The sequence below is a fragment of the Brevundimonas sp. genome, from assembly GCF_016463295.1.
GTDB lineage: Bacteria > Pseudomonadota > Alphaproteobacteria > Caulobacterales > Caulobacteraceae > Brevundimonas.
Window position 1 is genome coordinate 139235 of record NZ_JAEMRO010000002.1, and the last position, 25963, is coordinate 165197.

17 protein-coding genes are annotated in these 25963 nt (G+C 64.6%); 2 read left to right on the forward strand and 15 right to left on the reverse strand.

All coding sequences use genetic code 11. The features are described 5' to 3' along the window. Positions 1-135: 135 nt before the first annotated feature. Positions 136-507 (reverse strand): hypothetical protein, encoded by a 372-nt coding sequence (locus JHC81_RS01810; RefSeq protein WP_292169850.1) that lies wholly within the window; start codon positions 505-507, stop codon positions 136-138. Here JHC81_RS01810 and JHC81_RS01815 point away from each other — a divergent pair. Both JHC81_RS01815 and JHC81_RS01820 read left to right on the forward strand, forming a co-directional pair. After that, complete coding sequence (locus JHC81_RS01815) at positions 457-2106, forward strand: hypothetical protein (RefSeq protein WP_292169852.1); 1650 nt, start codon at positions 457-459, stop codon at positions 2104-2106. The genes JHC81_RS01810 and JHC81_RS01815 overlap by 51 nt on opposite strands. Next, positions 2103-8456 (forward strand): AAA domain-containing protein, encoded by a 6354-nt coding sequence (locus JHC81_RS01820; protein ID WP_292169854.1) that lies wholly within the window; start codon positions 2103-2105, stop codon positions 8454-8456. The genes JHC81_RS01815 and JHC81_RS01820 overlap by 4 nt, the downstream gene beginning before the upstream one ends. On the opposite strand, the gene JHC81_RS01825 is transcribed toward JHC81_RS01820, so the two are convergent. The 14 genes from JHC81_RS01825 to JHC81_RS01890 form a co-directional block, all read right to left on the reverse strand. Then, positions 8453-9148, reverse strand: coding sequence for a hypothetical protein (locus JHC81_RS01825; RefSeq protein ID WP_292169856.1), 696 nt, complete (start codon positions 9146-9148; stop codon positions 8453-8455). The two genes, JHC81_RS01820 and JHC81_RS01825, sit on opposite strands and share 4 nt — an antisense overlap. After that, positions 9145-12396 carry a hypothetical protein gene (locus JHC81_RS01830; protein ID WP_292169857.1) on the reverse strand — a complete coding sequence of 1084 codons (3252 nt, stop codon included), beginning with the start codon at positions 12394-12396 and terminating at the stop codon, positions 9145-9147. The genes JHC81_RS01825 and JHC81_RS01830 overlap by 4 nt, the downstream gene beginning before the upstream one ends. Continuing rightward, complete coding sequence (locus tag JHC81_RS01835) at positions 12389-13267, reverse strand: hypothetical protein (protein ID WP_292169858.1); 879 nt, start codon at positions 13265-13267, stop codon at positions 12389-12391. Before JHC81_RS01835 ends, JHC81_RS01830 begins: the two co-directional genes overlap by 8 nt. Then, positions 13264-15783, reverse strand: coding sequence for a DEAD/DEAH box helicase (locus JHC81_RS01840; RefSeq protein ID WP_366465407.1), 2520 nt, complete (start codon positions 15781-15783; stop codon positions 13264-13266). Before JHC81_RS01840 ends, JHC81_RS01835 begins: the two co-directional genes overlap by 4 nt. Before the next feature lie 140 nt (positions 15784-15923). Then, a complete protein-coding gene (gene queC, locus JHC81_RS01845) occupies positions 15924-16619 on the reverse strand; it encodes a 7-cyano-7-deazaguanine synthase QueC (RefSeq protein WP_292169862.1) in 696 nt (231 codons plus the stop codon). Then, on the reverse strand, positions 16616-16987 hold the full coding sequence (locus tag JHC81_RS01850; protein WP_292169863.1) for a 6-carboxytetrahydropterin synthase: 372 nt from the start codon (positions 16985-16987) through the stop codon (positions 16616-16618). Before JHC81_RS01850 ends, queC begins: the two co-directional genes overlap by 4 nt. A gap of 30 nt (positions 16988-17017) precedes the next feature. Next, positions 17018-18121, reverse strand: a complete 1104-nt coding sequence (gene dbpB, locus JHC81_RS01855) for a DGQHR domain-containing protein DpdB (protein ID WP_292169864.1) — start codon at positions 18119-18121, stop codon at positions 17018-17020. Next, positions 18118-19404, reverse strand: coding sequence for a tRNA-guanine transglycosylase DpdA (dpdA, locus tag JHC81_RS01860; protein WP_292169865.1), 1287 nt, complete (start codon positions 19402-19404; stop codon positions 18118-18120). Before dpdA ends, dbpB (JHC81_RS01855) begins: the two co-directional genes overlap by 4 nt. Further along, positions 19401-20501 carry a DGQHR domain-containing protein DpdB gene (dbpB, locus tag JHC81_RS01865; RefSeq protein WP_292169867.1) on the reverse strand — a complete coding sequence of 367 codons (1101 nt, stop codon included), beginning with the start codon at positions 20499-20501 and terminating at the stop codon, positions 19401-19403. Before dbpB (JHC81_RS01865) ends, dpdA begins: the two co-directional genes overlap by 4 nt. Then, complete coding sequence (locus JHC81_RS01870) at positions 20498-21490, reverse strand: hypothetical protein (RefSeq protein WP_292169868.1); 993 nt, start codon at positions 21488-21490, stop codon at positions 20498-20500. Before JHC81_RS01870 ends, dbpB (JHC81_RS01865) begins: the two co-directional genes overlap by 4 nt. Before the next feature lie 179 nt (positions 21491-21669). Continuing rightward, entirely contained in the window at positions 21670-23148 is a 1479-nt protein-coding gene (locus JHC81_RS01875) for a hypothetical protein (protein ID WP_292169869.1), read from the reverse strand. Continuing rightward, positions 23123-23554, reverse strand: a complete 432-nt coding sequence (locus JHC81_RS01880; RefSeq protein WP_292169871.1) for a DUF5681 domain-containing protein — start codon at positions 23552-23554, stop codon at positions 23123-23125. The genes JHC81_RS01875 and JHC81_RS01880 overlap by 26 nt, the downstream gene beginning before the upstream one ends. Continuing rightward, the gene (locus tag JHC81_RS01885) at positions 23551-24984 is read right to left on the reverse strand and encodes a DNA methyltransferase (protein ID WP_292169873.1); all 1434 of its coding nucleotides are present in this window, start codon (positions 24982-24984) and stop codon (positions 23551-23553) included. Before JHC81_RS01885 ends, JHC81_RS01880 begins: the two co-directional genes overlap by 4 nt. Before the next feature lie 301 nt (positions 24985-25285). Next, on the reverse strand, positions 25286-25606 hold the full coding sequence (locus JHC81_RS01890) for a hypothetical protein (RefSeq protein ID WP_292169875.1): 321 nt from the start codon (positions 25604-25606) through the stop codon (positions 25286-25288). Positions 25607-25963: the final 357 nt, after the last annotated feature.

The window sequence follows — 25963 nt, forward strand, 5'->3', positions numbered from 1 at the left end:
CAGCCGGCGCCAGGCGAGAAAGTCCTGTCCGAGCGACTGACGCTTGCCTTTCTGCGCGGCGAACGATCGGAGACCTACGCCGCCCAAGTCAATCTGAAGCCCAAAGGCGTTCCGCGTTTTCTGGAGGGCACCGGGTTAGAACTCAACCGCAACATCGCCGATCTCGTTCGGCGAGAAATCCTGCCCGACGGTCGTGCTTGCTTCACGATCATCGACATCAAGGCGACCCGGCGCGCCACGGCTTTCCACAAGACCCAGATCGCCTTCTATGTGCGGGTGCTGGAAGAGCGGCTCGCCGAGATCCGCCTGGCCGCTCCCGCCACCCTGAACCGAGACGGGGAGGTCTGGCGTATCCCGGACAGCGGGACGGCCCAGGGCGATCGGGCGGAGCCGGAGGTCTTTGCCCTGCGTCCCTATCTGCGTCAGGTCGACGATTTCTGCAGCCAGACTCTGCCGGTGATCGCCCAGAAGCGTATCGGCCGCGGTCCGTCCGATCAGACCTTCCACCACCTGTATTTCAAATGCGAACAGTGCGCCTTCCGGGAACACTGCGTGCAATCGATTGCACCGGAGCTGGGCGCGGCGCGGGACGTGTCTGCGGTCCCCGGCGTTACCCACGAGTCCAAACGTGCGCTCAAAAGGATGGGAATCGAGACTGTCGGGGCGCTGTCGAAAGCCCACGGTCTGGCGAAGACTCCCGGTGCGGGATGGTCGCTGACCCGCAATGCGTCGCGGCTGGTCGCCCGGGCGGCCGCCCTGTCGACCAACACCATCCAGCGCACCGAGGAGGAGCACAGCTTTCTCATGCCGCCGAGAGCCGATCTGCGGTTTCTGGTCTCGGTCGACTACGACCCCGTCGATGATCGGATCGCCGCCATCGGTTATCGCCGCATGGGTTCGGATGGAACGACCAGCGATGACATCCGCGTCCCCCAGACTGCGGAGCTCAAGGATGAAGCTGACGCCCTGGTGGGGGTCATGGGCCGGCTCATCACCGATCTGGCCGCCGTGGATCAAGCCAATCGCGAGGCGATGGACCGGGGCGACGAAGCCGCGCTCCAATATGCGCACATATTCTTCTACGAGCCTTCCGAAGCGTTGAGCCTGCAAAAGGCGGTCGGCCGTCATCTCGACGACCCTCGCGTCCGCGGTGCCCTCCTGCATCTGGTCCGGCTGTTTCCGCCCGAGGACATCGTTCCGGAGCCGGAGTTCAAAGGCGCGCACCATCTGCCCGCCACCGCCGTCCGCAGTGTCGTGGAGCAACTCTACGCCTTGCCCGTCTCGGTCGCCTATGATCTGCGCCAGGTCAGCCAGGCGCTCGCCACCGTCGGCGCCGCCGCGCCCTATGCGCCGGCGGACGGGTTCGAGCGGCCGTTTTCGTCTCTGTTGTCCATCGACGTCATCCGCGGGTTCCGGGAAGGCGTGGCCGGTGCGCCCGAAACGGCTGACATCGTCGCCGATGTCGCCGCCCGGCTTGGCGCCCTGCAGGCGGTGATCGCCTGGCTCTACGAACAGCATGCGGTCGCGGCCGCCGCCGGCGCGCCTATGCTGCGGCTGAATAAGCGGCCGTTCCTGTTCCACGAGACGTTTGATCCGCTCGATGCGGCGGACCTGGATGTTCTCATCGCCTGCGAACTTCTGGAGAACCGGGCGGGCCTTCTTGAGGCGCTGGTCAACCTGGCCCAACCCGCCAGCAGACGCCGGGACGGTGGCCGCGCCATGGCGGGCCTCGAGTTGATGTCCATGGTCAACTACGGCCGCGACAAGCTGATGAGGTTCAGGATTCCGCCCGCCAGTCAGGACAGCGATCTCGGGCCCAACGATCTCAAACTGATCCTCACCGACGACCAGCCGGACCTGCGCCTGGATATGCTGCAGTGGCCCTTGGTGGAGTGTCGGATCCTCCAGCCGTCCCAGCAGGACCTAGCCTATCCCAACATCGTCAAGGTGATCGTACGAAAGGATGTCTTCGACGGGCCCCTCTTCCAGGACCTGCTCCGGACAACGCCGGCCAACGGCTGGCATCTCGATCGGCATTTCATCGACTTCAACACAGACAAGGCCGCGCGCTTCCTGCGCCATCTGGCCGCGGGGCAGGCGGCATGAGCACGCGCGACTACATCCTGCGTTTTCTCAATCAGCCAGAGACCTTCGCCACCGGCGCGAGCGATCCGGAGGTCTGGCTTCAGGCGCTTCGCGAGGTCGCTGCGCCCCTCCTCAGAGAGGGCGGCGGGCCTGCGTTGCGACCCGCGCAGGTCACCGCTTGGGAGGGACTGGCTCCCACCCGCGCGGGTCTTGTGCTCGGCCCGCCCGGGACCGGCAAGACGCACCTCCTGGCGTGGCTGATCGTCGGCTACATCCTGGCGCGGAGATCGGCCGGCCTGCCGGCGCGCGTGTTCGTCAGCGCCTTCACCCGCAACGCCATAGGCAATCTTCTCGACAGCGTTGCCGCCCGGGTCGGACAGTTCGCGCCAGAGGCCTTCGACGTCCATTACCTGGGCGCAGCGCCTCCCGCGGGACTGTCGCAGCGCATCAAGCATCGGGCCTCGGTCGCCAAACAGGAGGGCGAGGCGGCCTTCGCGGACCTGGACGCCGAGGCGGTCGTGGTCGGCGCCTCGGTCTGGCAACTGCACCGCCTGCTTTCGCACAAGAAGGCGCCCGGCGACGGCGTCTTGGCTCCTCTGTTTGATCTTGTCTGTATCGACGAGGCGTCGCAACTGGTGCTCAGCCAAGGCCTGATGGCCCTTTCCGGACTGAAGCCCGATGGGCGGATCGTCGTCGCTGGTGATGACCGGCAACTACCCCCGATCCGTGCGGGCCGCGACGTCGATGTCAGCGGACGTCAACTCGGAAGCTCTCTCTACGCCTTCCTGAAATCCGCGGGCGCGCCGGAGTTCGCCCTCGAAGAAACCTTCCGCCTCAACGGACCCCTCACGACCTTCCCGGAGAAGACCTTCTATCTCGGCAAATATCGATCGGCGGACGCCGTCCGGGACGCGCGTCTGGCCCTCAAACCCGACTGGCGTGAAGGACTTGAGCCGTGGGAAGCGCATGCGCTCGACCCCGATTGGCCCATCGCGGTTCTCGTCCATGACGGTCCGTCCGCTTCGAGCAGCAATCCGTTCGAAGCTTGGGCCAGCGCGCGGCTGCTGGAAAAGCTGGCCGAGCGTCTGGAGGATGTGACCGAGGCGGACGGGGCCTACAAGAGCGATCTCTGGCGTGAACGGATCGCGGCGGTCAGTCCGCACCGCGCTCAGAACACAGCCATTCGAAACGCTTTGCCGGCGCCGTTGCGCGCCAACGCCTTCGTCGAAACCGTGGACCGGATCCAGGGCAAGGAGCGCGATGCGGTCGTTCTGTCCTACTGTGTTGCCGACACCGAGTTTGCCCTCGCCGAGGCGGACTTCATCTTCGCGCCCGAACGCCTCAACGTGGCCGTGACGCGAGCGCGTCACAAGCTGATCGTTCTGATCAGCCGCCGCCTGCTTGAGGCCTCGCCGGTCGACCAGGAACAGATGGACAAGGCCGAGGGCTTGCGCGAGTTCGTCTTCGACGCGGCACTCATGCGCGAAGTCGAGGTCGTCGACAACACCGGCGCCAAGGTCGACGTTCAGATCCGTCTTGTCGGCTTTGAAGACTCCGGAGACCTGATCGACCCGCCGGTCCAGGCGCCTGTTGCGCCGCCTTCGACCCAAGCCCTGACCGATGAGGACGAGCATCTCCTTCAGGCTGTGCGGGATGTCGCGCTCGCCAGCGCCTATGGCACGGCCGCGAGTTTTGCGCTCGAGAAGCGCCTCGGGCCAAAGTCCGTTCTGCCCGGTCTGAGCCGGTTGCAGGCCGGGGGTTACATCGACCTGTGGCAAGTCATTACGGCCAAGGCCAATTTCTGGAACGCGCGGCCGCTCGACCCGCCCCGCCGGATCTTCCCGGCCGACCATGAAACCGTCAAAGGCCGCGCTGAGGAGGTCATCAACCAGTCCAAGCGAAGCCGCAAGCCGCCCCTCTATGACGATGTTCGACGCCAGTTCGCCTGGGTGAACGTTGAGGGACGGGACGTCGTGCGGCCTTCATTCGATCGCCTGCGCGATGAAGGGCTGATCCAGTATTCGAGCGATGGCGAAAAGCTCAGGATCGAATGGACGGGCGTCGCCACCTTGGAGCCCTTGCCCGAACCGCCCGAAGCGCCGGCCCTGTCCGATGAAGATTTCGCGGTCCTGAACGCGCTCGAGACCCTGGAGGCCAAACGGATCAATTTCGGGGTCTTTGAAGGCTGGACCTCGGCGGCCACCCTGGCGGATGGCCAAGGCTTCAGTCGACCCCAAGCCCAGGCCGCGCTGGGTCGGCTCGCGGCGAACGGCTGGGTGCTGTTCGCCGGCGAGGGGCGCGTGCGTAGCCGGATGGCCGAACTCGCCCGCGAGGTCCGCTATGTGAAGCAGCGGTTCGATCGGGATGATGCGGATAAGCGCCCCTTCCTGGTTCGCAGCCTGAAGGTGGAATTGCGAGATCGCAACAAGCCCCTCAGATCCGAACCGCTGGCGGCCGTGTTCGATGATCTGGCGGCGGAACTGGGCGGGACCCATGCCCAAGCCCTGATATCGCTTAAGGACGGCCTCATTGGGCTCTGGGGCCCGAAGGCGACCATCGCCGGCTTCCAGCGCCGCAGCCTAGAGGCGCTCAGTCGCGCCTGGGCGGGAGTCGGGACCGACGCCGTCGTCATCTCCGCAGACACCGGGGCCGGCAAGACCGAGGCGGCGGCCCTTCCGTTGATCGCCGGCGCCGCGGCGGACCGTCTGGCTGGCGTCAAGGGCGTGCGAGCCGTGCTCGCCTATCCCCGGATCAGGCTCGCGACCAATCAGGCTCAGCGTCTCGTGCGCTATGCGGCCATTCTCTCACGCCAACCCGGAGCCCCCAGACTCACCGTCGGCATGCAGTTCAAGGGCACGCCCAATCGGCTGGACGCCCTTCAGGACTGGGACAGAGACGAGGGCTGGCGGCTGTTGTCCGATCGCGAACTCGTCTTCCCCCTGTTCGGCTGCCCGGAGTGTGGTCAGACCCTCCATCTCCACAATGGGGGAGGGGACGCCGGCGCCGACCGACTGGCATGCGTGGCGTGCGACTGGTCGTTCGACGGCTGGATCGGCAGCAAAAATGGCCTGCGCGAGACGCCGCCGGCGCTGTTCATCATCACGACGGACTCGCTGCATCAGTGGATGCACAATCCGATCGCCGGCCGCCTGTTCGGAGATGATCCGGCGTACGCCCCGCCCCGGGCGGTCATGGCCGATGAGATCCACCTTTATTCCCATGTCCATGGCGCCCAGGTCGCGCTCGCGCTGCAGCGCCTGTCAGCGCGCGCCGCGATCAATGCGCCGGATGCCCCCGCCATGCTGATGGTCGGGATGAGCGCCACCTTGGGCGACCCTGCCGCCACCTGGGGCCGGCTCGCCGGGCGCGCCGAGGTTCTGTCGATCGCCGCCAGCGACAAGGAAAAGGAGATCAATCCGCGCGGCCGGGAGTATTTCTACTTCATCCAGCCCGAGGTCGAGTCCCGCGGCGCGGACATCGCGGGCGCTTCCACCACGATCCAGAGCCTGATGTGCCTTGCCCATGGCATGAGGCGACGGACCGACAGCGATGGCGGATTCCGCAGCGTGGTGTTCCTCGATTCAATCGACAAGGTTCGCCGCCTGCACGGCGACTACACCGACGCCGAGGACGGCAAGGAACTCGCAAGCTACCGCACCCGAAAATATCCCGAAGATCCCGCGACCGGAGAACTCCCGACGCAGTGTTGCGGCGAGCCCTATGGGTGCGACCGGTTCCAGGGTGGCGAATGTTGGGTGTTCGCCGCGCAGGACACCGCCCAGATCGGTGCCCAGGGTTTGCGGCGACCCGGCCAACCGCTGAGCGTCATCGACAGGCCCGTCACCTCCGCCTCGACGGGACGGGTCGAGGACGCGATCAAGGCGGCCGACGTGGTCTTCGCCACCTCATCGCTGGAGGTCGGCTACGACGATCCGGATATCACCCTCGTCTATCAACACTATGCGCCGCAGAATCTCGCCAGCTTCGTTCAACGCAAGGGGCGGGGAGGGCGCGGCAGCGATGACCGCCCCATCACGGCGGTGACCCTGTCCATCTATACGAGCCGCGATAGCTGGTGGTTCAAACGACCGTGGACCATGCTCGAGCCGACGGGCTTCAACAGCCCCCTCAACCCCGACAATTTCTTCGTGCGACGCGGTCAGATCGTCTCGACCATCCTAGACGCCTTCGCGCGCTACGAGCGGCGTTTCGGCGGCTTCGATCCGAACACGCCGCCCCCGCCGGCGCTGGTCGAGGCCGAGGCGCTCGTTCGGCGCGTGTTCGGCGGCCCTGTCTGGGAGGGTTACGCGGCGGATCTGGGCGCGCTTTGGGCGCTGGCCCTCGCGCAGCGCAATGGCACAGCCAGGGGCTCCGGTCTGCCGCGTCTACGCGGCGAGCTCGACTGGGCGCCGGACCTTCTGTTCGATTCCATCAACCTGCCCCGACTGAACGTCATCCGCGCCGGTGAGGCCGAACCTCGCGCGGAGGACGTGTCTCTCGCCGCCGCCACCGTGTCGCCCGGCGGCGCCACGCGACGCTATCACGCCGTCGAGGTCGACTGGCGCCCACCGGTGGCGGGGCAGGGGCCATGGTTGGCCGCGCAAGACTATGACTCTGCCCAGAGGCTGAGGCCTTTCGGTGATGATCCAAACGCCTGGCTTGAGCGTCTGCCAAGGGAGGCGAGAACCTTGTTGCCCGGCCTTGAGGCGGAGTATGTCCGGCCCCGGCAGATCACCCTGCAGCGCCTCGGTCAGGTGCATGGCGCGACTTGGATCGCCGACTTCGGGCTGGACGCGAGCGATAATCTCGTTCCGGCGCGTAATGCGCCGCAAAACCGGCAGATCGGCCACCAGTCTCATAGCCATCTGCGCGGCTTTCCTGTCCTGAAGCCGGCCGACGATGAGGCGAGACCGCTGTCCACCGGACGGCTCAAGCCCTGGGTCGAGGCCTTCAACGCCTTCCTCGGCGACGGCGTTGGCGGCAAAACGACGGGTCTCGGCTTGGCGCGGGTGTTCTGGGGCGCCGACGCCGAACTCGTTCTGACCGGCCCGCCCCGCGAAACCCTTCCGATCACCCAGGTCTTCACCTCGCCAGGCAAGGGGCCGACCCTGCACGGTTATCACGTGCAGACTGAGGGAGTTCGTTACCGTCTCGACGCCGGTCGGCTGGGCGATTTCCTCGACAGGGAAGCGGCCCGGCTGACGGTTGATGATCAGGCCCGCAAGCGCGTCGTGAGCGCCCTGGTCCGTTGGAAGGTGGAGAGCGGCGCCCAGTCGCTCGGGCTGAACATGTTCCAGATGCGCCGCGCCGGTGAGTTGATCTCTAGCGCCCTGGCCGACCCGGCCTATCTAGACCGGCTCAATCGGATCGCCTTCCTCTGGAACAAGGGCGATATCGCCTCCCTGTTCGAAGATGTGCGGGCGGATCTGCTGGCCTGTCATCCGCTCCTGTCGCCCGAGCGCGTGGTCAAGGTGGCCGATGCCTTCTCTGACGACCGTCTCAAGCCGATCCTGTCAGAGGCGCTGCGGGCGGCGGGAGATCGCGCCGAGATCAGGGCCTGGCTGCAGTCCGCCGTCGTTCACAGTCTAGCGCTCCGCTTGAAGGACAGCTTCGTTCACATCGGGCACGGAGATGATCGGCAGGTCCTCGTTCATGCCGCCCTGCCGCTGCAGTTCGGCGCCGACCTCGAGGGAGGCCGCGACATCATCATCTGTGAAGTTGGTAATCATGGAGACGGAACGACCCGCGCCTTTGTCGGTCAGGCTGACGACGCCGCCAGCCATTGGCGTGACGGCTTCCTTGGTGATTGCCCGAATGCGACAGAGGACGCCGCGCTGGATCGCCTCTTCTCTCTTCAGGAGCACCATGCCGGTTGGCGGGCGCTCGATCCGAACGACCCGGCCGCGCTCCAAACCTTGGCCGAACCTCTCGGCCTGGATCCGAACATGCCGCTGCCGGCCGGGGTCCTGAGGGTTCTGTTCGGGGTTGAAGCGGTCGGAAGCGAACGGTTCGATCTCTATGACCTGGCGTTCGCCGTGCGCGGCTCGAGCCTTTCATTGCAAGCTCGACTGGGGCGCCCGCCGACCGCCTGGGAGGCGACGAGCGTCGCCGTCCGCGGCGCCGAAACCCAGCCCGATTCTGTCCTGAACCATTTGCTGGCGGCCTATGGCGGGTTGGAGGAAGGGTTGCAAGAGGAGGGGCTCAGCGCGCGAGGCCGGCTGGCGGACCAGGTCTATCGCCTGAGCGCGCGCCTCTGCGTGGATGGTTGCCCGGCCTGCGTGCATCGGCCGAGCGACCTCATGAGCGAAGGCCTGATGGAAGCATCGACGAGCCGTGCGCTGCTGAGCCGCTTCCTCTGTGAAGAGGCCTAGCCGCGGACGCGGAAAGCCGACAAGGCGCCCTTCTCCGTCAACCAGGCCATGACCTTGGGCGTGACCATGTCCAGGCTGGCTTCCTGGCGCGTGACCGCTTCAAGAAAGGTGTCGACTTCGGGTTCGTCGGTAAACGCCTGCATCGCGTCCAGGGTCTGGGCCCGCCTCAGGCGAAGCGCCGGCGCGCCTTCGGCAAGCTTCTCGGCCGACGGATCACCATTGGCGAGCGTCTGGGCGGCGGTGCTGATCTCGACCAGATCATGCCCGATTGCCTCCGCCCCTGCGATCTTCGAAAGGAGGTGGCCGACAGCGGCCAAGTCCACGAAATCCTGCGCCACCAGTTGGGACCAGTGGTTTCTGAGCCGCTCGATGACCTGCATCAGGGCGGAGCCGACCATAGGATAGTCCGCCGCGGCCGCCTCAAGTTCATCCGCCGTCTCGGCGTCCTCAAGGCTTTCGCCCACGCTCTGCGCCTTGGCGATCGCCCCCGACAACCTCTGGCGCAGGGCCGCGTCGTTCAGGCCGTCCAGGTCGTGCGCGCATTGAACAAGGCGCGCCAGCAAGAGCGCATGACGGGGGGCCTGCTCGACGGGAACCCGGGCCTTATCAGCCGCTGCGCCAAAGGCTAGGCTCTTCTTGGAGCTAGCGATACGCGGTGCGAGGTCTTCGAGACGTTCAAGAGCGTCCGTCATTTCGCGGCCTCCAGTCGTTCGCGCGCGTGTTCAGCCGCCTCGGCCAGCGTCCGCCCCGCCGTATGAATGTCATCGATGTTTACGGTCTTGTCGGCGTCGCCCACGAGATCGCGGACATGGGGCAGGAGGGCGGCCACGGCCGCTTCACCACGACTGAAGAGATCTAGAGCGCCTGACAGTTCGCCCGCAGGCGCGGCGATCAGCCAGGCCAGGCCTTCGGGACCGGTCAGCGGTGTCGAGCCGCTTTCCGGCGAGAGCCGCCAGAGCAGTTCGATCAAGCGATTGTGGGGCTCGGTCTCCAGAATGCGGGCCTGGCGTCGCCGCTCGTCTCCCCAGGCCTTCACCTCCGTCGTCGCCTTGCCGATCATGTCGCTGGACACCTGATCGATGAGGGCGACCAACCGTTCATTATGGTCCCGCGGCGCCTTGCCGCGCAGCATGGCCATCAGACGGTTGACGCGATCCTTGAGGATTTCGTTTTCGCCGCGAACGATGCGCGGCAGATGTTGCGCCAGGCGGTCCGCCATGGGGCGAATATCGCGCCAGTCGAAGGGCAACTCGGGCGTCGAAGGTTCCACGCCTGGCGAGAAGGCGAGGGTATTGCGGACTTGAGCAAGCGCCTCGGCCGCCATGCTGGCGTCCGCCAGACCAAAGGTAGCCGCCGTTCCCTGAGGCAGGCTGATCATGCGGCGCAGAGACTGCCGAACGTTCTGGTGACGCTTGTCGCTGCCCGTCAAGGCCTCCTGCCAGGGCTGGGTCCGCTGACTGGGCGCCGTTGAAGGCTCGCCTTCGTCGCTCAGCAGGGCGACCCACTGGACGGCGCTGCGTTCGGTCGGCGAGGTCGCGCCGCGTAACCAGGCGCGGACAGCCAGCGCCTGGGTCGCGGCGGCGACAGGCGACCATCGGCGGCCGTCCGTGGTGAGCGGCAGGAGTCGGTCCAGATGCGAGCGCGCCCGCTGTTCAAGGCGACGGCTGAAACGAGCCAATCGCCCTCTGTGAAATTCCGTCTGCTCGCCCGTCAGGTCATCGTCCACGCGCAACCGCGCATAGGCTTCCAGACCTTCGATCAGCCAGGCCTCTCGCGGGATGACGAAGTGGGTGCTTCCCGTCTGACCGGTGCCGGCGATCTTGATGTTGGACGCGGTGAAGACCTGCTCGAAGGTGCGACGGTCGGTGCCCAGCCGACGCGGATCCATCTCGCGGACGACGCGGTACACCGCGTCATTCCATTCGCTGACATTGGGCACGATGCCGTCGGTCCGAAGCGTCTCGACCTGTGCCAGCAGCCTCTGCAGTTCCTGCCGCGTCGCCTGTCGGGGCTCGTTCGTCACTCGCGTCGGCGTCGTCACCGTGCGGACGCGCTGGGCCGGCCCGGTTGGCGCAGCAGGCTGGCTGTCGCCCTGGGCGCCGGCCTCAGGCGCCGAGGGACGAACCGGCGTCGCCGGAGGCTCGGCCGCGGACACCGTCTGCCCGTCCCCGATCCAGGGGAGGTTGAAGGCCTCCAGCACGTTGCGCTGCACGCCCGCGAAACGTTCGACGCCGTCCTCGACCGTCTTGCGGGGACGAAGGTCGCCCCAATAGCGGAGGACGCGGTTCAGTCGCGCCTCGGCGAGGGGATCATCGGATCTGTTGCGAACCAGGGTCCGCATCGAGCCGTCCAGGAAGGGCGGCTCCAGATAGCGGGACTCGATTTCGGGACCCGGATAGGCGCCCGTTTCCAGCCTCTCGGGATTGAGCAATGTCGGATTGAGAACGCCCTGAAGCACGCCGCGGGGCGTCTTGTGGGTTTGGCCGTCATCATCGTTCTTGAGGGCCTCATAGAAGCCGTCGACCGCCTCCGCCGTGAAGGGAAACAGTCCGATTCCGTCGGCCTGCCCGAACGCACTGAAACACGGCTCGACGCGGGGGCACATCGGACAGGGATTGGGCGGCTCCAGCGAGGCGTCATCCCGATAGGCGGACCGCCAGGCGACCAGGTCGTCCACTCCAGTTCGGACCGCGGACAGATAACGCGCCACGAACCGGGTCCGCTCGCCGCGGCCAAGGGCTGCGATCTCGCGGGCCTGGCCATCGCTGCTGACGCCGAGTCGGATGGAGTGGGTGATGCGCTGCTGATAGTTGGTTTTGAGCTGGCGGTAGTATTCGGTCGTCAGGCCGATCACCGAAATCAGGGGGCAGACGTCGCCGTCGTCGCGCAAGGTCGCGTCGGCGACCAGGGCGTCGACCAGGCTATCGTCGAGCCCCTCCCACATGGTCACGTCTTCGAGCAGGAGGACCAGGCGGCGACGGTGGCTCGCCGGCTTGTCCCTATCCTGGCGCGCCAACTCCGCGCGCAACTCCATGAAGAGGCGCTTGAGGGCCTCGGCGGAAACACCGAGCACGCCCTGCACTGCTTGATTGCGTCGGGCGTTCAGTGCTTGAACCATCATCAGAACGTTGGGGATCTGATCGGCGAGATCGGCCTGGATGTGCTCCATGGAGGACCCTTGCGCCAGCGCCTCCTCGATCACGCTGCTCTCCAGGGACAGCTTCATGCCGAGCCGCCGCGCCTTCTCCGAGTCACCGGCCGTATGGCTTTGCCAAAGCTCGCCGAGTTCGATCACGTCGGGGATGTCGAAGGTGGCTGACGCGGAGTTGCGGTCCTTGCCCCCGCTCATGATGCGCAGGATGCGATCAGGGCCCTTCCAGTGCTCTCGCACGGGCGCTGACAGGATCAGTTTGTCGGGTTCATGATCACGGCACCATTCGATGTCCTCGGGCGGCGCGTCGAAATAGTTGGCGGCCAGCATCGCGCCCAGCGTGGTCAAAAACTGGAAGGCGCGGCCTTCGAGTCCGGCCGCATGCCTCTGGCCCAGACCGTCGAAGAGATAGCCCAGTTCGGCTGGAAGCTTCGCCTTGAGTTGCTTCAGCGCGCCGAGAAGCGAACCGTCTGCGCGCTGAATCAGGAGACAGAAGTCCCGTTCGGCCGGCCAGTTGACCTCCAGCCATCGGATCAGGTGGGACTTGCCCGATCCGGGTTCGCCTTGGACGACGCAGAAGGCGTGGCGACGCGCCGGGTTCGACAGCGTTTTGAGCAAGCCCTCCTGGGTAGCCGCCTCCAGATCGAACTTTTCTGATGTCGCTTCGAAGTCCCGGACCGCGGTGTGGGTGGCGAGGAAAATGGCCTCCTCCGCCGCGAGCGCCTGGGTTTGCAGGATCGCGTCCGCATTCGCGCGCGTCCAGCAGGGTGGGTGGTGCAGTTCAGTCATCCGAGCCTGCCAGGATCTTGATGGTGAGGACCGACTTCACCTCGTGAAAGGGATCAGGCGCCAGATCTACATAGCCGGTGGCGTCCCCACGACGGTCCAGCACGACCCGTCCCTCGTCATGCAGTTCGCGCAACGCCGCACTGAGCAGGTGAGACAGGCGTTTCGGATCGTCCTTGATCGACGTTGCAGCCGCCACGCGGGCGCGAAGGGTGCCGCGATCCAGATAGGGCATGCGCTGAGACAGGGCTTGCAGGACCGCATCAATCGGGAGAGCGACGCCGGTCGGGAGCCCGGCGCGCCTCAGTTCGATGGCGATCCGGCGCGTGACATCCGGGTGGAAGCTCAAACGTACGGGGAGTTGAACGCCCAGGCCAAGGAAGCCCATCCAACGCCTCCACGCGGTTTGTTTGGTGTCGTTGAAACGTCGGGCGTCGCCCGTCTGGGCGTTCCCAAGGTCCGCTTCGACCCGGTCAGCGAAGTCGCCTGCAGCCGCCCAGTCCGTGCCTGAACTCTCCGCCTTGAGACCCAGCCAGGCGAAAGTCTCCAGCATGACGTGGTCAGGATGGTCTGGGGAAGTTCGGCAGAGCCGATCATGCACCTCGTCGGCATAGGCCTCGTAGTCGGCCAAGGGGTCAGCGGTGAGGACATAGTCCGGTGCTTCGAGTTTGAGGAACTCGAGGCTGGATGCCGCGCCGATCACCTGGCGCTCGGCCTCGCCGGCGATCTGGCGCGCAACCCCATCGGTGACAAAGGCGGGGTTCAACCAGGTCCAAAGGTCGTCGCGACCGATCCGCCCGCCCTCAGCCTCGACGATCCGGATGGCGGACCACACTCTCTCGGGCGTCCCCTGGGTGCTGCTAAGGAGACTCATGAGCTCACTCCATCGGACGCGATGATATACTCATCAAGGATCGCTTCGCCATACGGCGCGTGTTGGGAGGCGATCTGGTGAAGCGCTCGACCATCAACCCGCGAGGTCGGCTCAGCAACCAGGATCAGATGTTGATCAGGGCGCGCCTTCGTCATCCGCTCAAGCTCCCTTAGCCATGGTCCAAGCGATGACGATGGCGGAGGCAGGAAGGCGGTCGGGAGATCTGGAAGCATGCCGTCACGGCGCAGCCAGTCTTCGGCGGATTGAACGAAACCGTACCGGACGGGGTGGTCTGCCAAGGCTGCGGCGATGTGGGCGGCTTCAGCCTCTGGAGCCACGATCTGCTCGATCCCGGAGCGGGCCAGGCGGCTGATGAGCCGGTCCTGGGACCCTTCTGGCGCGACGAGGATCAGCCCGCGCGGAAGGGTCGGACGCAGAGCCTCGGGGGGCGGCCAGGCGAAGCGCGCAACATCGGAACGAAGCCCCCCAGGCGGAAATACCCCCTGCCGCCGACAGGCTTCGCAGCGGCCACACGCAACGGGCGCAGCATCTGGCTCAATCAGACGGTAGGCGGACCTGAGGAGGCAATCGCGATCTTGCCGCTTCATCGCCGTCACAAAAGCTCGCAGTTCGGCGCGGGCGAGGCCCGCCTCCTGATCGCGACCGGCGAAAACCCGCGCCCAGACCTTCGACCAAGACGTCTGGTCCTGAGCGTCCAGAATCTCGTCACACAGGATCGTCGCTCGCCAATGCTTGGGTGTTTCGTCCTCACGCGGCGCCTCGGCCTCGACCGTCAGCACGCCTTGGCGTTGCATCAGGTTCAGAAGGCTGCGGTTCCAGCCCCGATTACGTTCGCCGGTGTAGCGCGGGTCCAGACCGTCCCGCGCTGCGTCGAGCGGCAGGATCAGGCGCACCGCGCCCGTAGCCGGATCTCTGCTATCGCTGCTGGCGCCCCTCAACAGGGCGGTCCAGCGCGCCTCGGCGAGTTCGGCCGACAGCCAGCCATTACCCGCCATCGACGCCGCATCGTCTTCGTCAGAGTCGTAACTATCGACCTCTTCGGTCGTCCGGCGTCGCCGAGTTGCGCGCTCCGTTTTGCGGGTCCAGAGGGTCACGCCTAAGCCCTGATAGCCGTCGCGCGATGCCCTCCCGACCTCTTGATACCAACGGGCTGCGCTCTCGGGCAGGCAGGCGTGGATCACCGTTCGCACGTCAGCCTTGTCGACCCCCAGGCCGAAAGCTGATGTCGCGATCACCAGATCAAGATCGCCGGCCGCCCAACGTTCAACGATATCCCGTCGAGCCTTCGCATCCGAAATCGCGCCAGTGAACAGAGCGATGCGAGTATAGCCGCCGTCCTGCGTCAGGCGGTCGTGGAGTCGAACGGCGTGCTCGACCCGCGTCGTGTAGACCACGGCGGGTCGCGGCGCCCGGTCGATCAGACGAAGCAGAGCGGTGTCTCGCTCGGCTTCATCCGCGAAATCCGCAGCGCTTAGATCGAACTGATAGCGTGGCGTGCGCGCATGGATCTCGCCCCAAGCACCGGCGCCATAGTCTGCGCGCAGGACGGCTTGGGAGGCGGGGACCAGGGTCGCGGAGAGAAGAACGGTGCGCAGGTCCGGATTCCGCGTGCGCAATTCCCTGATGAGCGCGGGGAGGCGTTGGAAATCAGGGCGGAAGCTTCGTCCCCAACTCTCAATGATGTGGGCTTCGTCAATGAAGACAGCCGAGAGGAGACCTTTCTGGCCGTATTTCTCCGGCGCGGTGAGGTCGAGAGCCGTTTGCAGAAGATCGGGTCGGGCGGCCCCAAACGCGGCCTCTGGTGAGAGCAGCAGCAGCGGAATGTCGCCATTGCGGAAGTTGGCGAGTATCTCCTCGCGCTGGGCCGGGGGCGTTGAACCGCTAAGCGCCCGACTGGCCTCCAGGCCCGGCATGGCCCGCAGAGTGCGCTCATGATCCTCCGCCAGCGCGATGGTTGGCACGATGACGACGGCGCAGGCCCCCGGATTGGTTTCTCTCCAGAAGAGGATGGGAGCCTGAAAAAGCAGGCTCTTGCCGGCGCCGGTTGGCATCGAGACCATGAGGGAACTCCCTCTGGGAGCCGTCAGGGCGGTCTGCACGGCGGACTTCTGGGCACGACTGCGGTACCGACCGTGAGGCGTGAGGCGAAGCAGGACGGCGTCTGCCGGTGCCGGCGACACACCGCCCCGCGGCGCGGCGTCGATCCTGAGCGCAACGTCCAGACCGGGAGCAATGTCCGAGAGATCCTCGTCGAGGATTCGAACAGCGCCATCCGCTGTGGCCGCGAGTCCAAACCGGGGCAGCTGCGCGGTCTCCGCCGCTATGAGCGGCGCGGGAGGCAGGGCGCGACCGCCGCTCAGCCGCGCCAACTCCCGGAGCAGGGCGAGGCGATCTGAGGGCGCCGTCGCCGTCTGATAGCGCTCTCGCGTCGTCCGAAGCGTATCCTCCAGCCAGCCGTCAGCCATTAACGCGGACCCTGCCGAGGCCAGCGTCATCGTAAGGGAAGCGTTCGTGATCGCTAGGCCGCGCCGCGACCTCGGACTGTAAACCCTGCACTCAAACTCCCCCTTGAGGACATCAAAGCGCAGCAACCTTGCGTTGGCAAATCATTACGCAAGGCAGACCGGTGGATGAATCAGGCGGAGGCGGCGCGCCAGCGGTCGAAACCACTGCGGCGCAGATCACAGGCGGGGCATTCGCCACAGCCTCGACCCCAAGCGTTGGAGGTTTCGGTTTCGCCCTGGTAGCAGGTCAGGGTTTCGGATCGGATCAGTTCGACGAGGTCCGGCCCGCCCAACCCATCCGCCAAGGCCCAAGTCTCGGCTTTGTCGACCCACATCAGCGGCGTCTCTAAAACGAGGCGTGTTTCCATGCCGAGGTTGAGCGCCACCTGGAGCGCCTTGATCGTATCGTCCCGGCAATCAGGATAGCCGGAGTAGTCGGTCTCGCAGACCCCGGTGACTACGTGCTTGAGACCGCGGCGATAGGCGACGGCGGCCGCGAAGGTGAGAAAGAGCAGGTTACGGCCCGGCACAAAGGTATTGGGCAGGCCGGACGCGGTTGTGACGATCTCAACGTCCTTGGTCAGGGCCGTGTGGCTGATCTCGCCGAGGACGCTCAGATCGAGGACGCGGTCATCGCCGAGCCGCTCATCCCAATCCTTGTAGGTACGCATTTTGTTGAGGACGACGGTGCGGGCATCCAACTCGGCCCGGTGGCGCTGCCGGTAATCAAAGCCAATGGTCTCGACGCGATCGAACCGATCGAGCGCCCAAGCGAGGCAAGTCGCGGAATCCTGGCCGCCGGAAAACAGGACCAAGGCACCGCTCACGCGGTCGCTTCCCCATAATAGGTCACCCGGTCCTCGGTAGAGTCTCGCAGCACCGTCACGCTGTGGAGCGTGATGATCTCGTCTTCGAGCTTGCGCCAGATATAGGCACACAGGTTCTCCATCGTCCCCGGGCCGAGGTCATTGATTTCGTCGAGAAAACGATGGTCGAGCGCATCGCGGACCTGGGCCAGCTTGTTGGCCAGCAACCCCGTGTCGATGATCATGCCAGTCTGGGGGTCCGGCCTGCCGCGCAGAGTCACTTCGGCACGGTAGGAATGACCGTGAATCCGACGGCTGCCCTCGACCTCGATCTCGCGCTCGAGGGTGTGGGCGGCGTCAAAGCGGAATTGTTTGGTCAGTTCATACATGGGTCGCCGAGAAGATCATGAGTCGGGTGGTTAGAGGAGCGCGGGTTGCGGCACTTCGGCGTCGGCTGCCCCCGCGCGTCGCGCCCGCAGATCACGGCGGACGATGCCCTCCACATGTTTGGTCAGAAGCGCGACGTCGCTGCTCGTGACATTGACCGCCTTCCAATGGCGAACGTCGCCGTTACCGAAGTCCCACGATCCCGAAGTCCAGGCCGTGCGCCCTTCGAGGCTGGCCAATCCTTTGGCGAATTCGCTCCATGTCCGGGCGTTATCCAGCGTCGCCAGCGTTTCCATGACAAAGCCCATGGCTTGGATCCCGGCCCCGTGGACTAGGCGGGAGGTGGCGGGTTTGTGACCCCACCAGTCCTCGGGGAACACCATCTGCACGGCTTTGAAGAACTCGCTGATGAGATCGAAGCACTTTCTCTGGCCGTTGGCTTCGAGTACCAGCAGGCGCATCACGCCGTCGCTCAGTGAGTTCATCAACACCTTCTGGATCGAGGTATCTTTTAGGACGCCGGAAGGGTTGGTGTGTTGATAGATCTGGCCCTTCAGTGAGGAGGCCGGACTGAAGTTGAGGCGCTCCGTCAGTTGGGCAGCCAACGCGCGGCTCTGCATGCGATCGGGCAGGCCGTCGACCGTTGGCAGCAGCTCGTAAATCAGCGATTTGGGCAGGGGTCGAGTGTTGTTGATCAGGACAAACTGACGCCGGAGTTCGGCTTCGTCGCGACAAACGAGCAGCGACACGAACAACTGGAAATCCTTGCGGGCCGATAGACTGAGCGCCGTGAGGCGTTGCTGACCATCCACAACGAGGCCTCTGGCACCTTTCGACAGGTCGATGCTTACGCGGCAGATGCCGTCGCCCAGATCCTCGAGCAATACCCCCTCAATGAACGCGACCACGATCGCGTTGGGCAGCACGGCGGCACCCGTTTCGAGATAGTCGCGGATCTCGCGGATATGGCCGGCGATCTGAGGGCGCTGGAAGCCGCGCAACGTTCCGGCGTCATCGCGACCGACCCGATCAATTTCGGCGAAAGACAGCACCTGATCGGCCGTGGCTGCAAACGTCAGGACATCGTGCTCGGGACTCTGGCGTGCTCGGGCCGCGAGGAAGGTCAGTGTCGTCATGGGTTCTGATCTTTGTTTGATGGGAGGCTGTCCACCACGGTCTTGAAAGCTGCGAGATTGTGGATGCCTCGACGCTTGTTGCGGTTGCTGGCGCGGAAGATCATCACCTCGATGCCAACATCCTTGCAGATGGTGCAAGCGCAGTGACGCCAAGGCTTATCGGCCAAGGTGGTGCGATAGCGCCCACGCAGTTTTTCCATCGTGGGATTGCTGCGGACATGTTCGTAGGCCTGCCCGGTCGCGAGGACAGCATTGTAGGTGAGCACCGTCTCGAGCACGCCCTCCAGGTCGAGGTCGTCATGGTCATAGGCTCGTAGAGCCGCCAAGGCGCTGGTTTCCATCCGCGTCAGCTCTTCTGCCTTGAAATCCCCTTGGCGTACGTGCCGCTGTAGTCGCGGATTTTCGATCGCCTGAGGTACGCGGATGGCCGTGTAGTAGGTGAGTTTGGGACCATCTCCGAGCCAATAGTTCTGTTTGTCGTCCTTGAAGGCGCGCAGCAGGGGCGACGTCGTGTCGATGCTGGTCACGTTGAACGAAGCGAACTCGTGGATGTCGTCGGCCTTGGCGAAGCCCAGGATATGCAAGCGTGTGGAAGCCGGGATGGCGGCGCGGATTGCCACGAGGCAGCGTTTGATCTGATCTGATTTCAGGGGAACCATTCCGCCGATAGCGAGGTAGTCATAGCCCATGGCCACCAGCCGACGCGCGGCCTCGGCCATGCTGGACGGCGACCAGCCCTGGATAACTCCCATGGGCGTGAAGCGCCCGGCGTGGCTTGCCTCCTTGAGGAAGTCGGCGGCGTTCTCGAGCGTGATGTCAAACCGCCGGAGCGCCTCAGCGCTCCCGCCCTCCATCCCTTCCACGGTCTCGTCGAAGTCAAAGATGATGTGGTCGACTGAACACCCATGCGTGAAGCCGCACTCGTCGTAGAACTCCATCGTGTCAGCGGGCGTGTAGGGGGGCTTGTCGTCCTTGACATAGGTGAAGGCTCCGCAGTCGCCGAAGAGTGCGAGGTTGGCGAATTCCGGAGTATTGAGACGCAAGAATTCGCGAGCACCCACCCGCCTGAACCGCATGGCCTGAGCCTCGGTATATTTTCCCTTCACCGGCCCGTCGCCGACGATGCCGCGCGAAACCAGCATCCCGTGATAGGGCGCGTAGCCGAGGATTTCATGCGGATAGGCATCATCCCAGTAGGGCTTCCGGCCTGGCGCGTTCCGATCTCTGATGAAGTCGTAGCCGGGATCCACGAAATCCAGGCTGTCTGCGAATATGAACTTCACCGTGCAGGCCTCGACAGTTCTCGGTCAAGTCTCAGCAGATGCTCGCTCAGGCCCTTGATGTGTTTGCTTGTCGCTTGAATGTCATCCCAGGCCCAACCCAGATCGTCCCAGCAGCCCTCGGTCCAACGACAGCGCGGAGCGATACGAGCGAGCGCGGCCGCGACCTCAGCAGCGGGGTTTTCGCTGGCGTCGGCTCGGGTCCAGATCGGATCCATCAGGGCGCCCATGGCCTGGATGCCCGCAGAGTGCATCAGCCGGCTGTCACTGGAGGATCGACCCCACGCCTCGGGGAAGGCATCGCGCACCGCGGCCCAGTAGAGGCATAGAGCTTGAAAGGCGGCATCCAGTCCGCTGTCCGGATCATAGGCGCCGAGCGCGCCGGCCGGCCGCAAGTTGGCGGCGATGGCCGTGGTGAGGGCTGTATCGATGATGACTGCGGATGAGCGGGGTCCTTGAGACTCGCGCTTGACCATACCTTGCAAGGGCGAGTCGGGATGATCGCTCAGGGCAGCGCACAGAGCGCTGGGAAGTTGGCGGGCCTTCAACGCCTTGGGGAGGGCAATCGACATTGACGGGAGGAGTTCGTCGATGAGGCGTGACGGGAGCGGTTTGGCTTTGTTCACGAGGATGAACTGGGAGCGTTGGGTCTCAAGGTCGCCCGAGACAAAAGCGATGACCGGGACGAGTTGGTCTCGCTGCTTCGAGCGAGCCAAGGCCAGCGACCTCTGTTGGCCATCGACGATCCAGGCAGCGCGTTGTCCTTCCGGTCGGACGGGAATCTCGAGCTCTCCGCTCCGGACAGCCTCGTCCGCAGAGGCGGGGCCTCGCGACAGCTTGAAGCGAACCTGTGGCGACAGGGCCAGGATAATGGCGTTCGGGAAGAGTACCGGGCCTTGGCTTAGGAAGTCCGCGATCTCCGAGACGTGCGCGCGAATCTCCTTGCGCTGGAATCCGTCCAACTGCCCGTCGCCGCGCCGAAGTCGGGTGATATCGGCGACCTGAGTGACTTGATCGCCAGGGAGGAAAAAGGCGAACACCTCGATATCCGGGCCTTGATGGGTGCGCAGGGCGCGAACGGAGATTTTGGGAGCTTTCATAGAAGGCTCCCGCGAGCACGCCGATCGGCGACGGCCCGGAACAGCCCTTTGAACCGGCTCTGTTCGCACGCCAAACCCAGATCGTCTCGCAGTCGGCGCAGCATGGCGTGGGACCGACCGTTCACAGCATCCCAGTGGGCCTCGATTGTAGTCACGATTTCGGCGTCGGTTAACCGGATCCGCACAGGAACTACTCGGGCGACGAGACCCTGCTGGGCCGCAAGAACGGCGTCCCGATCCTGCTTGGCAGAACCGCCGCCGATGATCCCCGTGACGAAATGCCTGGCCGCACGCTGGGCGAAATCTATCTTCGTGCCTCGCAGATTAACCGCGATCGAGTCGAGGCGGTCGTCGTAAGGCATCCAGGCGTCCCTCAGAGCAGTCGGCAGGGAGTCAGGTCTTGCCCTGCAGAAGAGGCGCAGCCGCGCCAAACGCTCAGCAGGCCAAAGCGCCCAAGCGTCAGCGACCATGGCAAGGTACGGACCGGGCAGGGCGGCGAGGATCAGCCCTTGCTCACTCTCGAGCGCCTGACTCTGGAAGGGAGACAAGCGTCCAAGGGCGTCCCACCAGTCTGGCGCACTCTCGGCCGTCTTGGAAAGGACATTGTCCGCGTCTTTGGAAATCGTAGTCAGCCCATAGGCTGGGACTGAAGCATGACCATCGATGAGGCCCAGGCCCGCGGACACAATGGCTAGCTTGCCCCCCGATTCCCTGGCCGCTCTCCGGGCCTCAACGAAGGCGCGGCCACCGTAGAGGTCATCAGCCCGACCTGTGACGGCGGCCGCGCGGATGCGTGTTGCCCAAGCTGATGCGACCGCCTCAGTCGAGCCCATCGGAAGGTCTCTTGCCTGCAGCGCAGAATCGACCGGCACTCGCTTTCGCTTGCTGCAGTTCGAGATCACAAGGGTCACAGTTTTTGCCCGATATTGCGCTGCTGGGAGGCGCAGTTTTTTGCATGTTCTGCACTCAACGTCGCGCAGTTTTTCCATCCAAATGGCGCAAAGGCCAGTCGAAAGTTGAACGAAAGTTCGATTTCTTAGCCAAATTCGCAGCTTGCCCAGACCCGGAAAAAGCCAATGCCGCACAAGCGAAGTGGATGTCAGCGACTGTGCGGGGATAGTTTCGACCCGGGCCGGCAGCGTGGAGCGTGTGAACAAGACCTGGAGTACTATTTCGGCCGAGGTCCATCGCGTCGGGCTTCCCGGCCCAGTAGCGTCGTGCGCCCCCCGCGACCCACCGCCCAGTTTAGAAACTGGCTGATGCTGTCGACCTGGTCGTCGTTTCGGCCGTCGGGGAAGCTGATGAGTTCATGGCGGAGGTCGTCGAGCCACGGCGCTTCTCGGGGAAGCTGGGCGAAGCCATTGTAGAGGCGTTCGACCGAGGTGAAGAACCGATCCTGCTTGGATCCGTCCGGCCGGATCAAGATCGGCGCACAGCCGGGGCTGCAATGCATCGCTTCGCTCAGGCCCCGCATATCCCGTTTGAGATCCGAGAAGAGACCATGCCCGACGGATGCGTTCTCGATGAGGATGCGGTCCGCCTTCCAGCGCCGCCGTTCCATCCGAACCCGAGCGAGCAGATCCGTATAGGTCAGCCGCTCGCGGATCACTTCGAGGAGCAACCAGGCGGTGCCATCGTGGCCCCAAACCGTGCCGACAGAATAATCCGCCTTCGGGTCGCTGGATGAGGCCGGATCCCAGCTGATGACGACGTTTTGCAACCGTTCCCGCTCGGGAACGCGATCGTAGAACTGCACCTTTTCCCAACGCAGGTAGTCACCCTCGGTGGGCGTTGGGTTTTGCTGGTACTGAGCTTCGAAGGCGCGTGGACCCATCTCCGCCCGCAGCCGGTCCAGCGTGTCCTGGGACTCCCGTCGGGGGTTAAGCAGGTCGCCGATACGGCGGGCGTGCCGCCGGCCGAGGGTCAGGGGGATGATTTCGTCGCGGACGGCGATGGCCGGCAGGTTGAGATGACGATAGCCGCCCTTACCCATCAGGTGGGCGCAGACGTCATCCTCGTGCAGGCGCTGCTGGATCGCGATCACAGCGCCCTTCGCTTTGTCGTCAAGGCGCGACAGCAGGGTCTCATCGACGAATCGTTGGGCGCGCAGGCGGGCCTCGGGATAGCGGGCGTCCTGCGCCTTCATAAGGTCGTCGATAATGATCAGGTCGGCCCCCAAGCCGGTCACCGTGCCGCCCAGCGCTGTGGAGAACCGGTAGCCGCCCTGGCGCGTGCCGAAGTCGTTTTCGGTGTCCCGAACGACCGAAGCGGCGGTCTCCGGAAAGACCGCCGCATACCAGTTGGATTGCATCACCTTGCGGAAGTCCCGCGCCAGCTTGGAAGACAGATCCTGGCTGTAGCTGGTGCAGATGATACGCATGTCTGGCCTCTGGCCCATCTGCCAAGCCGGGAAGGCCACTGTCGTCATCACAGACTTCAGGTGCCGGGGCGGGACGGTGATCTGCAGCCGTCGGCTCTCACCGTCGGCCACCTCCATCAGCGCCTGCGCCATGGCTTGGAGGTACCAACCGCGCGACAATGGCTTGGACGGGTTCAGGTGATGGAACACCAGCCCGAGGAAGACCTCGAAGTTGGTCCGCGCAACCGTGTGGACGAAGTCCTCAGTCGGAAGAGGCAATGCCGTCATCAGACCCTCCCGCGCGATCCTGAAACTGCTCCAAGAAGCTGCTGACCACGTCGTCGTAGGCGGCGGGCGGGATCTCGCTCGGGAGCCCCGCATCCGGACTGTGGGGACTAGTTGTCGACCGGCCAGGGTCGATGTCGAGCTTCACCAGCACACTGAATGCCTTGGGGTCGCCTTTCACGGCCTTATCGACCTGCTGCCGAACCGCGACCCGGCGTTTGGTCATCAGCTTGGGCCGGCCGTTCTCAGTGACCTGGACCTTTTGGTCGAGTTCTTCGCGCAGAATGGTCTGAAGGTTCTTCGAGCCGGGCGGGCGGCCCCGCGGGTTACCCGACTGGCCGCTCTTAAATTGGCTGTGCGACGGCGGCCGGCCGTAGCCAACCTCGTAGGAGGGAGCGGGAGTGGTCATGCATCAGCCGCCAAGGCGACCGGCGTCGCCGGACGGGTGCGGGTGCGAACGCGGGCCTCGGGCATCGCCATCGGTGAGGTAAGGGGCGCGATGGCATGCACTTCCTGCCGACGGCATTCGCGAACCTCGCGGAAGGTTTGTCCTGTGGACGCAAGGCGGGCCTCCTGACCAGTGTAGTCCTGCCAGCGGATGACCCCGACATCGACGTACCGGGGGTCAAGCTCGGTCGCCCGGCCGCGGCGCCGGCTCTGCTCGGCGGCGATGAGGGTCGTGCCGCTGCCGCTGAACAGATCCAGCACGACGTCGCCCGGACCGCTGCAGTCGAGGAGCGCGTCGCGCACCAGCGCCATCGGCTTGACCGTGGGATGCATCTCGCGGGCCTTGGCCTTCTTGGCTCCGAAGCCGTTGACCCCGTCATAGGCCCAGACATTGGAGCGATTGCGACCGTGCTTGCCCAACTCGACCCGGTTCAGGTGCGACGCGCCCGGCTTTCGGAACAGGAAGATGAGCTCGTGGCGAGAGCGGTAGAAGCTGCCCATACCGCCGGCGGTCTTGTCCCATACCAGGAGGTTCACAAACTCCATGCCGGTTGCGTCGGCCGCCGCGAGCGTTTCCGACATGTGGCGCCAGTCCATGCAGAAGTAGCAAAGGCCGCCGGGGACGAGCGCGTCCCGGGATCGCTCAAGCACCTTGGTCAGGAAGGCGGTGAACTCGTCCTGGCTCATCTCACCCGACGCCATAACGAACTCGTCATGATGCCCAGAGCCGGTGATGTGGCCTGCGACCGCGACATTGTAGGGTGGGTCTGTGAAGATTGCCCGGACTGGCTCTCCCTGGAGGACGGCGTCCATGCTGACTGTGGAGGTCGCGTCGCCGCAGTAGAGGCGGTGGTCTCCCAACAGCCAGACGTCATCCAGACGACTGACGGGGTCAGAAGGGCGATCCGGCAGGGTGTCTGCGTTCTCGCCGCCGCCGTCCCCCTCGATTATGAGCGCATCGATCCGCGCTGACGTGAAACCCGTGACCTCCAGGCTGAAACCCAGATCGATGTTGGATAGCTCCTGCAGTTCGAGGCCGAGGGCTTCAGTGTCCCATCCCGCCAACTGCGCAAGGTTGTTCTCGGCGATACGGAAGACCCGCAGCTTGTCCTCGTCGAGGTGGGACAAGCGGATGCAGGGGACGTCAGTCATGCCCAAGCTACGAGCGGCGTCTAGGCGGCCGTTGCCGGAAACGATCCGGCCGGCTTGGTCGACCAGCACTGGAACGACAAAGCCGAAAAGCTCGATCGCCTCGGCTAGCGCGGCGACGTCCTTCTTCTTGTGGATCTTGAGCTTGCGCGACAGGGGGGCGAGGTCTGCGATCGGCAAGTATTCGATGGAGAGAGTGAGAGACTGGGGAAGAATGGGCGCGATCTGGCTCGCGCGGGCCATACCCGGGGGCATAGTTCACCTGCATGTATCGACTGGCGGGGCGCGTTATTGCGGCCGCGGATGTGGGGGGACTGGTGAAGCACTTCGGCTGGCGACACGGGCTGCCCAGCGCTTCCATCGGCGCGAAGCGTCGACGTCAGGTCAGTTGGGGAGTCTCAGACCGAGCGCAAGTGGCACGGGGCCTTAAAGGTCAATGCATACAGGGAATGACGGCTAGGACGGCAAGCGGCGGTGCCCGCGTTCTGAATTTCTCTTGAGGTAAAGAGCGCTGAGTTGAGCGCGCTCAGGCAACCGCGACATTTCATCCACCTTGGTCGCGCTTCCTGTTCCGATGACCTCGCAAAACGATCGCTCTAGTAACGCCGTCCGGGGACGTTTCGATCAGCGTGTCCGCGATCTCAGCCGGCGTCGGGGCGTTCTCTATGAACTCGTCGACAAAGGCCGTGAGTGTGGTCGCCAACTCCTCCAGTTCAGCGAGGTGAGCCGGTAGTTCGTGGTCGTGAACCTTGTACACATCGTGGGAACGGTCCCGCAGTTGTTCTTCAGGAGTACGGAAAACTCCCATTTGAAACGGCAACGATCTGATTTGTTTCGATTGCCCAGGAATCTCCGTGATCGACATGCCAATTCCCATAAGCACGGGCTGATGAGCGATAACATTCCGAGTTTTGAGTTGTTGGCGGACTCGCTTAAGAATGTGTGTCCATTGCTTCTGGATTGGGCTTTTGTGTTGGCCGCTTGTCGTCGGCGGAAAGCGAGACTGTAGTAATTCATCAGCTAGTGTGAGGCGCGCTTCTATATTAGGTGTCCTGTAGAAGACTATCGCGGTGCGACGTATGTCTGATCCGAGCGCAAAATCGCAGAGCGTAAATAGGTGACGTTCGATCGGTGCCCATGCGGTGAGACACCGGCCTACCATCGCGTAAAACCCTTGCTCGAATTTCGCTTGGTCGAAATCGTCGTCGCACGGTGTCAAATT